The sequence below is a fragment of the Bremerella volcania genome (assembly GCF_007748115.1).
Taxonomy (GTDB): Bacteria; Planctomycetota; Planctomycetia; order Pirellulales; family Pirellulaceae; genus Bremerella; species Bremerella volcania.
Genome location: NZ_CP036289.1, coordinates 1,001,304 through 1,017,569 on the forward strand (window position 1 = coordinate 1,001,304; position 16,266 = coordinate 1,017,569).

The window sequence follows — 16,266 nt, forward strand, 5'->3', positions numbered from 1 at the left end:
TGAGTTAGGATCGAGAAAAGGCGCCGCCAGTCACCAGCAGTGCATGGGTTGAGAGAGAAGGTGCGCGCAACGAATTGGGGGATTTAGCTTCATGTCGACTTTCAAGTGCCCAAGTTGTCAGGCTGAACTACCAGATTTTCAGCAAGCGGCGGGATTCTGTCCCTATTGCGATGCGAAATGGGAAGACGCGTCTGCCGAGGATAGCACGTCTGAAAATTCGACGACGCTCAATATCGATAAGGAAGGTATTGGCGATCATCCCCATGAAGACACGGAATCTGCTCCCGAACCATCCGGCGGACAAACGATTCAGCTAGAAAGAGAGAATGACGGTCCATCGACTGGCATCAATCAAACCATCGATTTGCCCGGAGCCGCCGATGTCGGTCAAGAATTCATGGGCAGCGATCAGGAGGAAGGGGGGCAAACGATCCAGCTCAGTGGTGAAGACACCTCTGCGACGATTGTGCCTGACAAGGTTCCAAGCGGCGAAGATCCCAATCAGACGGTCAATCTCGAACAGGACGACGCATCTGACATTCATTCCAATCAAACGATCGATCTGCCCGCTGGCGGCAGTGTCGATTCGATGCAGACGATCGATCTTCCTGAAGGGGGAAGTGCCGACTCGATGCAGACTCTCGATTTGGATGCATCGAAAGGGGACGTCAATCGAACCGCCCAGACGATGGCGTTTCAGCTAAATGACGACAATCAGCAGACGATCGACATCGGCGATAGTCAGCATGGCCAGGAAGACTTACACGTCACATTTGGCTCGAAGCCTCTTTCCCCGAGCGACGTCAAGCGTTTCTGGGGATCCGGCGAAGGCTCGCCTATGCAGACGATGCGAACGGCGACCGTTTGCAAAGCGAAAGAACTGGGGGTCGACTTGCGGCGACGGGTTCTTTCCGATCAGGAAGAAGGCTCCGACTACGCGATTATCAATCAAATCGGCAAAGGGGGGATGGGGGTCGTCTACGCGGCCAAGCAGAAGTCGCTGCGTCGCCGAGTTGCCGTCAAAACGCTGAAGCGCGATATCGGACAGCGTGACGACGATCGCGCCAAGTTCCTAAGTGAAGCCGTTATTACCGGCGTGCTCGACCATCCAAATATCGTGCCGATTCACGAACTTGGTCAAACCGAGGACGGCACGCTCTTCTATTCCATGAAATGCGTGACGGGTACCGAGTGGCACAAGGTCGTCCGTAATAAGACAGAAGCGGAGAACCTCGAAATCTTTTTGAAAGTGGCCGATGCCGTTGCGTTCGCCCACTCCAAAAACGTCATCCACCGTGACTTGAAACCGGAAAACGTCATGCTGGGCGAGTACGGTGAAGTGCTTGTGATGGACTGGGGTTTGGCAGTCGATTTGAATCGCAAAGAAGAATTCACCATGGGGGGCACACCGGCATACATGTCGCCGGAAATGGCCAAGGGCCCGTTGGAGCGAATTGGCAAGTGCAGCGACATCTATCTGTTGGGGGCGATGCTGTATGAAATCGTGACGGGCTTTCCGCCGCACGCGGCATCGACGATCACCGAGTGCTTGGTCGCCGCCGCACAGAACGTCATTGTTCGCTCAGATTCGACCAGTCGATTGAAAAACATCGCGTTAAAAGCGATGGCAACCTCGCCCAAACTGCGTTTCAACTCCGTTGCGCTACTGCAAGAAGAAGTCCGCAAGTATCAAGCGACGGCCCAAAGTATCGAACTTACCAATACGGCTCAGAGGGAACTTGAAACGGCGAAGGAAACCGATAACTACGAACTCTTTTCGCGAGCGATGTTCGGGTTTGAGGACGCCCTCAAGCTGTGGGGCGAAAACGACGCTGCCGATCGTGGTATTCATGAAGCCCGTCAGGAATACGCCAAGTGTGCTCTTAAGAAGGCCGACTACGACCTGGGGCTGCAACTGGTCAGTCCGACCGATCCAGACGAAGCTCCCATTTACCAAGACCTGATCACTGCCAAGGCGGACGCGGAACGTACGGCCCGCAACGCGAAGGTTGCCCGCTATGTGGCCGTCGGTTCGTTGATGTTTGCATTGGTCGGTGCCGGGGTTGGTCTGTTTATCATCAATGGCTTGTATCAAAAGGCCGAAGAAGCCGCGCAGATTGCCATCGCGGCGGAAAAGGAAGCTACCGAGCAGCGCGATGAAGCTCAGAAAGCACGCGACAAGGCAGAGGGTCTGGCGAAGGCCCTGGAGACCGAAAGAGACACGCTGAAAGTAACCAACAAGAAGCTCGATGACGCGTTGGCGGATATTACCAATGCGAACGAAGAGCTCGCGATGAACGCCAAGACCATCGAAGGACAAAATGCCAAGCTGCAAAAGCAAACCAAAGACCTGCAAACGGCCCTGGTAACCGTCGAACAGGAACGCAATCGTGCTACGTTCGCAGGTATGTTTGCTTCCGTGGGGCTCGCACAGTCCAAAGTTGAGGCCAACGATATCTCGGCGGCCTTGAATCTCTTGGAAGACGTTCCGGTTAAATACCGCGGCTGGGAATGGAAACACCTGGCCTATCTTTGCCACCCGGACGTTCCTCGCATTGCGTTTAAGGAGGCAGCGACTTCGGTGGCCATTTCTCCCGATGGCCAATGGACTGCCATTGGAACCGATGGCGGAGGCGTGGACGTCTATCCGACGCAAAATGCGGTCGCCCCAGGCGTCATGGCCCAACATGTGGATGTGCCTGACAGCCGTATTACGGCACTACAGTTTTCCAACGATGGCAAGCAGTTGTGGATTGGCACCGATCATTCTCAGAAGTACCTGCAAATCTGGGATCTTAAAGGCAAACCAGCGGTGGTGCCCTTGAGTGGACTCAATCCGTATTCCACATTCCCGATAGTCAGTGCGATCGAGTTTGTGCCGGACAATAGCGGAGTCGTATTTGTTGCCGTCAGCGGACGCTGCTACAGGCTCAACGCGAACGACCTCAAGGGACGCGCGGTGATCAACGTTGATAGCGTGTTCGATCTGGCAATTTCGCCCGACGGTAAAGAGTATGTCCACACGCAAGAGTCTCGTGGTGAATACAATGTTTCGCGATTGCCGACGGACGGAACGTACAAAGAAATCGCGAGAATGCAACTTGAGGATCGAGCTACACATTGCGTTTACCTGACCAACGATCTGACAGCATTGGCCTTGGCCGACGGTAGCATCAAGCTGTGGGGAGGACCGAGCAAGCTGAACGAAATCGTGTACACGCTCCCTTCGCAGGCCAATCAGCTGCATTTCGATCGACGAAAGAACCTGATGTCGGTCGCCTTGGCGGACGGCTCGGTGAAGCTGCTGCGTTTCGATCCAGCATCCAATGCGTTGTCCGACTACAAAACGCTGCGTGGACATCAGGGTTCCGTTCTCGATTGTGCCGTGCACCTCAGCCAGCCGACCCTTGTTTCGGTTTCCGAGGACAACACTTCCCGGTTCTGGAATTACGAAACGTACCAGGACCGGTTAGAGTTGGATCTCGACGATAGCGTCCTGTGGGTTAATTTTTCCGAGAACGGAAACCAATTCATCACCGGCGATCGAGGCGGTCGGGCTTGGATCTGGAACAGCAATACCAGCAGTGAGAAGCCACTTCAGGAATTTGTGGTTGGAGATTGGACCAAGCAGAACGTAGCGCAGAAGTCGGCCACGATTCCCCTAGGAGACGGTAAGCACGTCGTCACGGCGGATGCGGACGTTGGTGTTGCCGTTTGGGATATTAAGTCGAAGCAGATTGTCTGGAAACAACCAACGTTTGCAAAATCGTACCAGGTTGCCGCGGTCCCTAAGACAGACCGGTTTCTCTTTGTCGACATCGTCAAGGATGGCCAAGGTGCTGAAAAGACCATGATCCGTGCCGCGAATTCCCAGGGAGAATCGGTCTTTAATGTTCATAGCCTGGTGGAAGCGAAACAAATTCTCGACTTGGTAGTCGCACCCAGCGGAAATTACTTTGCGATGCGAAGCCCCAATGGTATTCGTGTCTACCCCATGCCAACTGGCAGCGATACCAAGCTGGCCGCCGAAATCTGGAATTCCGATTCCGACCCGGTACTACAAATGGAGTTTCGATCGGATGACACCATCTTGTTGGGTTACCATCCAGGGCAAGGAACCGGTCGCGTTTCGATTGTCGATTTCAAGAATCGAAAAGATCTCCATGAATTCCCGACCTCCGAAAACAATCTGCGTTACCTGCACTTCGGCTTGTCGCCTGACGAGTCTCATGTCGCGATCGCCTACACGAACTACACGGGTTCACAATCGGCCGATATCAAAAATACGGTATCCCAAATCAGCTTGTATGCGCTGGATAACCCCCAGAAACCAGTCAGCACTGTCCAGTGTAAAGGGGTTGCCGCCTATCCTGCCGTTTCCAACGACAACAAGGTAGTTTACTTCGTGCAGCAGCACCGACCAGGCGACCGTGACATCGCACGCTGGGAGGTTTCCAAGCCTGAAAGCGAAATCCTGGCGTACTCGCGAAAGGGAACCGATGCAACCGGCACGTCGTCGCGGGAAGTGGGGCAGGTCGAAGTGATTCCGGGATCTGCTGACGAGGTCTTGGTGGCGTTCAGCAATCGTGATATCGAAGTGTGGAATACTTCTACCGGGAAGAGCCTTGCTCGATTGGCACCGTCGCGCGCCGTGATCTACTGCGACTTTTATAACAACGACCAGCAAGTGTTAACGGTTCATGTCGATGGTCTCGTGCGCATTTGGGACACAAAAACTGGCAACGTAGTTGATCAATACGAGGCCCAGTACCAAACGCTTGAGGCTGCGGCTCGAATAGGTGATCTACTGGCGGTTGGTGGAAGTGCAGGCGAGGTGGTCGTATTTGATCTAGCCAAGAAGGCCGCCGTGCAGGCGTTGCCTTACCAAGGCTCGTCAATCGATGCCTTGGCATGGGTATCCACGCAGCAGAATCCGGCGTTGATGGTCGCCACCAGTCGCATGAAGCCCGACGCGGACGCCGGCGAGCGTCTCGCAGGTTCATTGAATCTGATCGACGGAGGAACCTGGCAGCCGATCGGAGAAGCGTTTGCTGAGCATGCAGGACGTTATCGAAGTCTCGCCGCATCGAAAAGTGGCGCCCGTTTCGCGGCGACCAGTAGTGATACAGGCGTTCGTCTCTGGGCGGATATTCCGCTAGCAGAGTTGGCTACGACAGAGCCGCGTCGGCTTGAGGGGCATTCAACGGAAGTCACGAGTGCCGCATTCTCTGCAAACGGCGAGCGATTGGTCACAGGCAGCTTCGATGGATCGTTGACGGTTTGGTTTGTGGATCGTCCTGCGGCCAGTGCCGATATGGCTGGTGAAGAAGCGCCAAAGGGCGAATTACATGTCCAACAATTCGTGCCTTTGAAGGGACATCGAAAAGAAATCTCGTCGATCGTATTCTCTCCCAACAGTGAATTGCTGTTGACTTCGTCGTTGGATCGAAGCGCCATACTTTGGTTTACCACCAATCTGCCTGACAATCTGGCGGGTAACGTAGCTCCGGAGAAGGACGCGGTTGCCTCGGCAGAGGTGCCAGCCGCGCAGCGATAGCGTACATGCATCGACGTGATGTGATGTGTAAGGAAGAATCCTTGCCAATTTCATGCAAATTTCCCAAATCACGCCGGAAAAGTGGGAAAATTCTGGTATGGAAAATCTCTATTGTTGGATAATTAGAATAGCGATAAACGAAGATCTGCGGGCAAACGGTCTTTTTCTCTGATGGAGATTTCGCTCTTGCGTTTCGCGCTTCAAATTTACTCGATGAATTCTGGCAGTCGTCGTGTCTGGCTCGATCCGGGTCAAACGATTCGCATTGGTCGTACTACGCGCTCCGACCTGACCGTCCCAGATGATCCACATTTGTCCGGCATCCATTTTTCAATCGCCCGCGAGTCGGATTCGGTTGTTCTAAAGGACCTTCAGAGCCGCAACGGGACTTTTGTGAACGGGGCCAAAGTGGGCAGCGCTTTGGAACTGCACGATGGCGACGTCATCGTCGCTGGCAAGACTCAGTTCCAGGTCGTCGCCGTAAACGATTTGCCAGGCACCAATGTTGGCAACATTCCTCCGGTATCGCCTGGCGCTTCGCACCCAGGCGTGAACGCCGCGCAGTTCGATTACGATCAGACCGAATCGATCTCGCCAGAGAACAACCCATTTTTCCAGGCTGCCAGCAAGTCGCACGATTCAAGGACTCTACAAAACTACCCGCGATTGAGCAGTCAATCGTTCAAGGACGTGCGGAGAAACGCCGGCCTTGGTAGTGACTATCCTGGTCGACGTTCGGTACAACTTCCCGGTGCAAGTTCCAGTAGCGATGCACAGCAGCCAATACCTTCGCAGCCTAGTGGAAGTGTTTCCAGCAACCAGCCATTACCCCAGAGATCGTTGTCGGCGGCGGAGTTATCTCGTGGGCTGCAAATGCGGTATGAAACGCGGATGGCGCCTTCGGGCATGACCTACTTCTGCCCTCGCAACGAAGTGAAGCCACCGACCGACGTCGCTGACTTTATCGGTCAAAATCGTTTTCTTTACGCGGTGGTCAACTTCGGTCGTCTTCAGCCACAGCAGCAACCTGGTTTTTATAACGAAGCCATCGCCGCTGGAGCCGTGCAGATTTCGAGTACCCAACTTCTCATTCCCAAACGCGACGCCGCCGCCTTCCATGGGATCTTGCGGCATACGTGGGGGCAGGACGCCATGATCTGCATGGCGAGTCGTCTGAATAAGTTGGAGTTCATGAGCTTGGCCTATCGCTTGACCAATGAATTGGCGAGTCCGGCTCAATTGCTGAACCATCTCTATTCCGATGGTCAGTACACCAACTATGGTTTCCTCGAGGGAATCTCGGCGGTGTTGCTCGAGATCGAGCGAGGTGCCCGGTGGGTGATCTTTAAGAATGATTCCGAGATCCGAACCTGGCGAACGCTTGGCTTGCCTTGTCCGCCGGAACTAGTTGGATAGAACGCAACATCGCTACCGTGCATGTAGGAAGCTTTCAGGCAGAGACCGTTCCGTTGTGAGGGTCTCCGTTATCCGCCAATCATTACTTGCGGAAAACCTACCGTGATGACGCCGCCGTGAGCCGTGTTATCCCCCAGGCGTGCCGCCGGCATGAAACCAATCATGACGGTCGCGGAACCTTTTGCGATGACGTCCGGCGGACCAACGCACACGGCCATATCGCCAACACGAGCAGCTGGCATGAAACCGATGATCACGTTGGGCGATCCCATGCACACCGGTCCACCAACGTGAGGCACCGGGCCTGGATTGACCATCGGGCAAGTGTGCATGTCGCTGATTCGGGCGGCTGGCGGCATGATTGACCTCTTTTTTCAGGACCACTAATCGGGTGCGGACTTGAAGCCCGTTTCTTCCTTGTGAGCCATGTCTGGCTCGGTAGGATCGGCTTCTTCAACGTTCTGTTCGGGTTTGACCGGTTGATCTGGAGCCGTTGGGCTTGCTTCGACAGCAGGCGACGCCGAGCCACCGCTGTTGATGTTGACCAGCGTACCTTGAATGAAGACGCCCCCTGGGTTGATGTTGATGAAATTGCCGCCGACCTTCAGCGAAATACTGAGCCCCGCTTCGATGTTGACGTTCATCCCCCCCTTGAGATTCAAGTCCATGCCAGCGGCATAATTCATGTTTGTGCCGGCCTTGGACTGAAGCTCCATTCCGGCCTCGGTGCTAATGTTTTGTCCTGCCTTCGAGTTGTAGTTGGAATCGACGCCGATATGCAGTGACTTCGAACTCTGCCGCCAGTCTTTATCGACGGAAATATCCTGCGAACCTTTGATCCAGGTTTTGGAGTCACCTTCGTTGGTCAGCCCTGAACCTTGTTGCCCGATAAGAATGCCAACGTTCTTCTCGATGACGATTGCCAGGTTGCCGCCAGAGGGTTCCTCGCCGTTGCCAATCATCATTTGATGATTGCCTTCGATGTGCTCGATTTGGTGGCGTTTGACGTTGATTTCTTTGTCTTGGTAGATCATCTCCCGCTGGGAACCGCCTTTTTGGCCGTCCTTTTCCCAGCCAATGATCTGCGACCGGTTTCCGTAGGTCCGGTTGCGTGAATCATTCCTGATACGAACATCCAAGTCCTTCTGGGCATGCAGGAAGATTCGTTCTTTCTCGGCTTTATCGTCGAAGAAGAGTTCGTTGAAGCCATTACCACCAGGTGTGCTGTTGGTCTTGAAATACGTTTTCGCTTTGTCGTCAGGCAGGTTGTAAGCCGTCTTCTGGATTTCGTTGTATACCGACCCAACCACGAGTGGCCGATCCGGGTTGCCGTCGAGGAAGTCGACGACAACTTCCTGGCCGATACGTGGAATGGAGAGGAACCCCCATTTCTTTCCGGCAGAAGCCTGAGCGACGCGTACCCAGCACGAAATTTCCGTATCCGGTTTTTTACGGTTCTTGTTTTTGGGTCGTGCCCAATGGAACAGGCACTTGATTCTTGCATACTCGTCGGTATGAATTTCTTCGCCATCCGGCCCCACGACGGTCGCCGTTTGGATACCGGCGACCATGGGCTTGGGTGTGGTGCGAGGCGGATTGTAGAGCGAGTCTTCCGGAATGCACGTAAATGAATTGCTGTACTCGGTTCCCGACTCCGTGCCGGTGGTGTAGCTCGCGTTCGATCCGGTGTGTTGAATGGAGATGATGGCGAACGTTTTTCCGTCGTCATCTGGGACCCGCTTGGAATTGAACGTGAACTTTCCGCCAGGGGCAAAGGTGGTGCAGTCGCTCGTTGCCACAACGCGATCGAACATCACCTCTTCTTCACCCATACGAGTCTTCGAGAGTTCGGTCGACTGCGAACTGGCGTTCCCGGAGGACTTCGAGTCGACAAAGTCGCCTGGGTGATCGTACAACTCGTACTTCTTGAAGTCGGAATTAAGTTGATTGCTGATCTTGGTTTCCGAGTTCTTCTCGAAGTTCTCGTACGGTTCTTTAAAGGTGTGATCGGAATGGGCCCATTTACCAGATACGAATTCGTATCGATGTTCCCAGTCGAGAATCTCGGACTCGTAGCCGTGGGTACCGGCGGACGTTGTACGTTGGATCGTCTCTTTTTCGGCCGTATCGAAGTAGGCCTGGACGTTATCGGCGAGAATGAGCGTGTCGCTGTTTTCGCCGTCTCCCGAATTGTCGAAGAAGTAGAAGATACCTGCTTCTTCCATCAGGCGACTGACGAAGTTGAAGTCGGTCTCGCGATATTGCACGCAGTATTCCAGCTTCGGGTAGGTCTTTTGCAGCTTGGTATCGAACTTGGCGATACTGCTGATTGGTTCGCTGCCGAAGACTTCCTCGATGATGTCCGGAATGGTTTTGTCTTCAAAGATGCGGCAATCGGACGTTTGCGTCAGAAACCACAGCCAGGGGACCATTTCGGCATGGAATTGTGCCATGGTGCCAGGCTGGAAGTCGGACGAGAAACGATTGATGTAACCCTTGATGTAGCGTTTTTCGTTGTCACCGTATGCGAAGCGAAGCTTGGCTTCCTTGTTGATGATCTCTTCAGGCTTGTGCTGCAGATTCTCTCGGCGAGACACCAACGAAAGTTGATAATTAAAGAGTCTCGAGATTCCCTCGTTCCCGGTGTACGACAAGAGAAAGAAATCTTCCCCCAAGCTGTCTTCGAGGGCAAATGCGCGGTGCTCTTGTGCTTGATTCATGGTCGGTGGAACGCCCGAGGTGGTTTTGCTGAAGAATAACCAACGATCTGAAAATGACTCGTTGGTTTGACGTTCTTGCCCTGTGCGAATGCAAAAACGCAGGGGAGCGCGAATTGCGATTCCCCTGCGTCGCTGATCCGCAATCGGACTAGGTGGTGCCTTCTTCCACCTTCCAGGTGGCTTCGACCTTACCTTGGTTCGATCCGTCCTTACCGTACTGATTGTAGGTCCACTTGGCTTCTTCAAAGTTCATGCCGAACGATTCGGTCGGCACGGTGCCGTCGTCGTCAACCGCAGCACTGAAACTGTAGCTGGTGACGATCACGTTCTTCAACTCGAACTGGAAGTAAGGCAGACGCTTGCCCTTGTCGCCCAGCGATTGGCACAGGTCGAGCTTAACGACCGGGTGAACCTTACCGGAAGCGACCGACTCGATGATCTTTGGACTCGACTTGTCCAATTCTTTGACACAGACCAGGTCGTCGAAGACGGCACTTTGCACGTTACGCGATGAACCCGACTTACCACGCTGCACCATGCGAGAAATGGCCTCGCTCACCGACAACAGGTTGATCCAGTTCTTGTGTTCCGAATCGGTGCTTTCCCCTGGAATGGCGTCGAAAAAGATGTAACCAGCCATTACTTAACTCTCCCTCAAATCGTGAAATGTGTTAGATGGAACGATGGAATCGGCTTTGGCTCTTTTGTCCAATGCGAAACCCCTGTGTTTTAAACTCAGGTTGGCCTCGCTTCCCCTGAATGTACCTAGGTTTACGGCGCGTCTCGGAAATCGTTGCGTGGTTTTTAGAAAGAATCTGGGAAAACATTTCCCGTTGGGAAAAAGAAGGCTGGAGATGCATCTAAGGCATTGTATTTCAAGGGTTTGCGGCAATTTTTTTGATGCCTGATTACGCCGCCGCGGAGCCTATCCAAGTCATGCGCCGGCTGCTGCGATCGTGCTTGAGGCCGGGGTGAAAAGAGTTGCAGGCTTCAAGTGTCGCAGAAGAAGTAGTTCAGATCATAGTGTCGAGCCAGAATATCACCATTTAGGAATTTGTACGTCAACGCTGAAGGAGGGTGCTCCCGTGGTCAATTGTTCGCGCGTCCAAATATCGATGCGCGGATTGGCAGCCGCTTCGACGTCGGTCTTGCTTTCATACATAAATCGATGGGTGATGTTCAGGATCTCTTTGCTGCCGTCGCCGGCCAGAGTATACGTTCGCTGAATTCGCGGCGGAGATGGCGTGATTCCCACGTGATGAGGCTGAATTCCCTGCGTTCCGGGATCAACTCGCACCACGATGTGGTATTTATACTGGTCCAGGCTGTTCGACGACTCGACTTTGAAATTGCCTGACTCGAAATCGGCCCCGCTGTTGGTCACATTGTTGACCAACAGGTCTCGCAGCGAGATGGTCTTCTTCGGCTCAATCGGCTTTTCAAGCTGGGTATAGACCTTCACCCGCGCCCATTTGGCAGCTGGCTGCCACTGATTCAAGCGGATCAAGAATTCCGGAAACTGCGTTTCATTCCGTAGTAGCAGGTCGCTGAAGTACCGTGTCTCGAAGACTTCGTTGGTATGAAACGCGTTGGTGACACTCGGCACGATTTCTGCCCAGACATGGAAAGGGCGAACGGTGAAGTGCGTGTCGTTGGTATTTTCCAGACGGACTGGGATTTCGAGCGTCCCTGTGTCGGGATCAGGGGCCTGGAAGTTAAGAATCCGAGCGAGGTACTCACCGTCGTATTTCAGGGCATCGTTGACCGAAATGTTTGCCTGAGCGGCTTCTTCGGCCGGGTCTTCGATGAAAACCAACTGTTTGAGTTTACCATCGTAAGCCAGGCGAACTTTCTCACCCCCTCGCAGCTGAATTTTGGCGGTATCGTTCGTGTGCAATTCGCGGACGGTGTAGTCGTGGCGACGGTCATCGAAGCGATCCTTGGCGTACCAGATGGCCCCGAAATCGTAAGGGACGGGTTCTTTGGGGTCGTCGGTTCGCTGGACCGTGAAGAAGATCTTCGTCTTTATCAACTCCTCGATGCGTTGCTTCAACTGAATCTGCTGATCGGCCGGAAGGAAGCCTCCCCGGCCTCGGTTTTTGGCTAGCCAGGCAATTTCAGTCAGCGTATTCGCCGGCGGTTTAGAGGTGGGATCGGTTTCCAGGTTGCGTGCCTGTTGCCCCAGGGCAAACCCCACGACTTGAAGTTGCGTGTTTCGATACTTTGGCTTATCCAACTCATCAATCAGGTTGATCGCACTGGTGCGGAAGGGGCGTCCTTGCGGGTCGTCGGCCTGATCGTTGGCACCGTCGGTAATCACAATAATCTGGGTGGGTTTGCTGGGGTCGACTTTCTGCAGGGCCTGGTAGATCGAGTAGTACAGTGGCGTCTCGCCGAAAGCTTCCAGGCCTTCGATCGCATCTTGAATGCGGGCAACGTCCACGCCGGGCTCGTTGCGCTGCGGCGCCCGATTGAGTAGCGGCGTCAGATTCTGGTTTTCCAGTGCCATGACGTCATTTGCCGGGACGATCCCGGCAGGGACGTCAACGCCTGGACGTTGGATCGCTCGGTTGTTGGCATCCCAGCCGACACGGCTGCCGAATGCATAGGTGAGCACACGGAATTGCCCCTTGGGACTTGCCATCGTTCCCAGAATGTCTTTCAGCACTCCCTTAGCGACGCTCATGCGGGACGCCGGTGGGTTGCCTGGAACCACTTTGGCCATGGTCGCCGAACAATCCAAAATGAAGATGACGTCCGCGGTGCCGGACAATTCTCCCGTAACCGAGACCGTGGGCTGACGGAACGGGAAAGGATTGATGTCAACGACTTGGGTTATGCTGTCTGGCCGTTGCGTACCAGAGATATTAAGTGGAAAACGTCGAACGTTTCCGCGAAAACGAAATCGCTCCGTGCGGGAAGTGGTCTGCAAGACCTGTTTGGTTTTGATGACCTGCTCGAACAGACGCTGTGACTGGTAGAGCCCCGGGGGCTGCGTATCGAACGGATGGCACGGCTCGACTTTGCCCGTTGAGTCTCCGACGGCGATGGCTTTCCCTTCGTCCACCAGCAAGTCGATCGCCGAGATGCCGGCTGGAATAGACTGTGGAAAGTGAATGGTCAGTTTATGCTTGATGTCGTCAGAGGAATCGTTGATCGACTCGTCCGGATTACCGACTTGGATCCATTGGCTATAGTCTTTTCGCAACGTGGCTAAGCGGTTAATGACCTTGCCCGCCAATTCGCTGGGAGCATTCGCCGATTCGATGCTAAACGGACCGAGAAAACTTTGCGAAAGCCGGTCGAAGTAAGGATTGACCGAGTTGTTTCCCCAGAAATCTTCCATCGCTCGATTGGCCGACCAGGCCAAGTGTTCCTTCCGCTGAATACGGAATTCGATCTGGGAAGGGGTCTTTTCATTGCCATCCAATCGCGATCGATTCCGGACGACAAGCCCGGTAAATGCGGTCGCCTCGGCTGCGTTGGGGGCACTCGGAAACGATTCGATTTCCCGCGTGGGTGCCAGCGAGCTTTCCAATGCCTGTTCAACCACCCTTTCCGCAAACAAGACCACAGACCCGGTATCTTTCAAAAGCAGCGCGGCATTCGACTCACGATCGGGACTTAACGGGGCGATACGATAGTCGGATGTCCCGCCGGCCTGATTCAATGCGAGTTGCCACGGCCCCTTCTCATAAGAGGACAGCCCGAGAATCAACGGGCTCATGGAGTCAGGCTTGACGTTTACGTTGCCCAGCGACTGACCCAAGATCGACTGCTTCTTCGCACGCAGCGAATTTCGGTCGTAGGTCGTCATCGATGGCGTAAGCTTCGCGACAAAGCGAACCCGCAACAGGTTGTAGATTTCCAGTAGCGTTTCCGAATCAGAACGGTCCTTACCCCCTTGGGCGTCGATGATGTCTTGGGATTCGCGATTGAGAAACCGGACCACATCGCTATAGTTCTGGGTAATCTCATCGATCAACTGCTGTTCGGGTACGGCCACCTTGGTGTAGTCCGGGCGGCTCTCTCCCTCCAGTTTGCGGGGAGTGAGTGCGTTGGCCAATTCGTGGGTTTTCTCGATGGCGGTGGTTACTTGACCCAGACGCAGCTGACGATCGGCATTCGGGTAAGGGTGATGGGTTAGCCACGACAATAGGAACGGAGCGGAAACCCGCACGCTGTCGACCACCACGTAGGCCTCAATCAACCGAGCCTTCCTCTTCTCCAACGCTTCGAGCCCCTTCGAACCCTCAGCGAGAGGGCGAATCAGGTCCATTGCTTGCTTGGGTTGCAGAGCAAACAAGCGATCTTCCGCTTCGCGACGCACTTCATCGGCATTGTCGAGCCCTTGTTCGAGCCAAGGGAAGACGCGTTGGTCTTCGACGAAGGCAATCTTTTCGATCCGGCGTCGGCACGCGAGCGCATCCACCATGGCATTACGATAGTCGGTGGCATCGTAAGAACTCGCTTCGATGCCGAAGTTCGTCTCTAAGGTCTTGAAGAAATCACGCAGCATTGCGAGAAACTCGATCTCGACGACATGCATTCCTTCGTTTTCACCTTGGACCGGCGAATTGGGAGCCGAACGCAAATATTCGAGAATCAAGTCGATGTTCGCGGGGGTCATGTCCCGCTGGTTTTCCTTCGTGTAATGATCGAGAAGGAATTCCGCCGCGGCGTAATAGTCTGGGCAGACCAGTGGCTTCGTTCGTTTCTCGGTGGGAAGTTCCTTATCCTTTTCTTCTTCCGCAATCTTGTCCGAGTTGGCTTTTAATTCCGCCAAGGTGGGGATCTTGGTGAGTGGGCCAGGGTGTGTCGAACGCCAGCAGGCAAGGCTGCTTATCGGGAATGGTTCGGCATCGGCCAGGTCGCGTTGAAGACTACTTCCCTGGTAGTACGGCAACTGGGAATTCATGATGGCACTCTTCGCTCCGGTATCGTACTGCGCGAGCGTCATGGCCAGGCTGTCGATCGACTTGTTGAGGGCCTTCAGGCTTTGCGTGAGCTCTGACTGATAAGCTACGCCTGACTCTGCCAGGCTCTCGGCCCGGGTCAGGTCGTATTGAATCAAGCTAAATCGGTAAGGCGCCAATTTCAGAGCGCCATGATCGCCGAGAAGTTGCAGCGCGTCCCATAGCTGCGATAAACGCTCCTGGTCGGAAGTGCCTGAGCCAGCCGCACTGTTGGGGCTAATCTGGAACTTGGCGTCGCCCACGCGGCTAAGCAGCACATTGGCGGGGCCGGGAGATTGCCCAATCGGAATCAAAAGTGGAACCTGGCGAGAATTGCGATGTTGGACAGCCCAGTCGTCGACATTCTTCTGAAGATAGGCTTCCATCTCGGCTAGAGACACGCTGTCGTCATCAACCGACGAGGGCATTTCGTTGGCCTCGCCCATGATCCCACGACCAAAAAAGAGGCCGAAATTCGTGCCCCCTTCAAACGGATTGGCCCAAGACTTTTGCCCGTCGCTGCTGGATAGCAGCAGATAGGTATTGGAAAGCTGAATGTTCTGAGGAAGCGACTTGGCTAACAATTGAGCGGAAGACGGAAAGTCGTTGTAGAGACGGTTCGCCGACCATTGCGACTCCATACGCCCCATGTCGAAAACCAGAAGCTTGTACGATTTGGGATGCTTCTTCACCTTCGGGTGATCGGCAATCGCTCGGAGGATCGATTCCAGGGGAACAAGCTTGCCGTCGGCCACCGGCCTGTTGGGTGAAAGGGCCTGGCTGTTCTTGGCCACCAGGTACGGAACGCCATCGAAGTTGGTGATGCCGTGGCAGCTGAAATAGAAGATCCATCCGCCGGGACGCGGTCCCCCTGGGCCGTTGGCCGTTTCGAGGTACTTCGTCACGGCCGAGGTAAATTCGGCTTCGTTCAGATTGGTCCATGGCTTCTTCTGCTCGGCCCCGGCGGCCATTCCTTGGCCGGCTACGAGTTCAATATTGCTTGCCGAGTCCTCCATCGAGAGGGTGAAGTTGCTGCGATCTTCCTGGGCAAAAGCATTGGGAGCCCACAACGAGTCATCGTGCTCGAGCGTGGCCAGGTGCATCATCGGGGTTTTCGTGGGTTGGCAACCAATAATCGCGATGAACGAGCCAACCAGCAGTACCAGGGCAAATAACAGAAGGTTGAGAATGCCGATGTTCTTCGGCCCCTTCGGTTTGTTATCTTGCAGATAGGTCTTCTCAGAACGGTGGCCTCCGGTTGCCGGTTCGTTCTTCTTGCGACCACGCCAATCAGAAGGGTCTTTGGGCGAACTGGGAGCAGGCTGAGGAGAATGAGCCGGTTTGCTTTTGGACTTTGGTTTACTCTTACCTTCTCGCCAATCGGCCATGATACTCGCCTAGCTCCTATCCATTGCACATGGGAGTCAATCGAATCTCGGTCGCAATCGTTCTCTGGCGGTGATTGTAAAACAATCCTGATGCCTTTCCATCGAGGTTACCAGATAAACACTTCCTAAGAGAGCGAGATTCTCCGAAAATCATGGACGCGGAGCATCTGCCGGGGGCGACAAGAAAGCAAAACGCCACGTCATGGATAGCCAATGACGTGGCGTTTGAT

6 protein-coding genes are annotated in these 16,266 nt (G+C 54.3%); 2 read left to right on the plus strand and 4 right to left on the minus strand.

Features of this window, described 5'->3' with window-relative positions; translation table 11 throughout:
- Positions 1–91: 91 nt before the first annotated feature.
- Together Pan97_RS03970 and Pan97_RS03975 are read left to right on the plus strand one after the other, a co-directional pair.
- Positions 92–5,557 carry a WD40 repeat domain-containing serine/threonine-protein kinase gene (locus Pan97_RS03970; RefSeq protein WP_144970853.1) on the plus strand — a complete coding sequence of 1,822 codons (5,466 nt, stop codon included), beginning with the start codon at positions 92–94 and terminating at the stop codon, positions 5,555–5,557.
- 186 nt (positions 5,558–5,743) lie between these two features.
- Positions 5,744–6,973, plus strand: coding sequence for an FHA domain-containing protein (locus tag Pan97_RS03975; RefSeq protein ID WP_165698601.1), 1,230 nt, complete (start codon positions 5,744–5,746; stop codon positions 6,971–6,973).
- 68 nt (positions 6,974–7,041) lie between these two features.
- Here Pan97_RS03975 and Pan97_RS03980 read toward each other — a convergent pair whose 3' ends face one another.
- From Pan97_RS03980 to Pan97_RS03995, 4 genes are all read right to left on the minus strand, one after another.
- Entirely contained in the window at positions 7,042–7,332 is a 291-nt protein-coding gene (locus tag Pan97_RS03980) for a PAAR domain-containing protein (RefSeq protein ID WP_144970855.1), read from the minus strand.
- A gap of 24 nt (positions 7,333–7,356) precedes the next feature.
- Positions 7,357–9,693: a type VI secretion system Vgr family protein gene (locus tag Pan97_RS03985; RefSeq protein WP_144970856.1), complete on the minus strand. Its 2,337-nt coding sequence runs from the start codon at positions 9,691–9,693 to the stop codon at positions 7,357–7,359.
- 148 nt (positions 9,694–9,841) lie between these two features.
- Entirely contained in the window at positions 9,842–10,333 is a 492-nt protein-coding gene (locus Pan97_RS03990; RefSeq protein WP_144970857.1) for an Hcp family type VI secretion system effector, read from the minus strand.
- 399 nt (positions 10,334–10,732) lie between these two features.
- On the minus strand, positions 10,733–16,036 hold the full coding sequence (locus tag Pan97_RS03995; protein ID WP_144970858.1) for a vWA domain-containing protein: 5,304 nt from the start codon (positions 16,034–16,036) through the stop codon (positions 10,733–10,735).
- Positions 16,037–16,266 lie beyond the last annotated feature (230 nt).

Coding starts and splice junctions, on each gene's coding strand:
- Pan97_RS03995 (WP_144970858.1), bottom strand. CDS start 16,036: ATGGCCGATTGGCGAGAAGGTAAGAGTAAACCAAAGTCCAAAAGCAAA.
- Pan97_RS03980 (WP_144970855.1), bottom strand. CDS start 7,332: ATGCCGCCAGCCGCCCGAATCAGCGACATGCACACTTGCCCGATGGTC.
- Pan97_RS03985 (WP_144970856.1), bottom strand. CDS start 9,693: ATGAATCAAGCACAAGAGCACCGCGCATTTGCCCTCGAAGACAGCTTG.
- Pan97_RS03970 (WP_144970853.1), top strand. CDS start 92: ATGTCGACTTTCAAGTGCCCAAGTTGTCAGGCTGAACTACCAGATTTT.
- Pan97_RS03990 (WP_144970857.1), bottom strand. CDS start 10,333: ATGGCTGGTTACATCTTTTTCGACGCCATTCCAGGGGAAAGCACCGAT.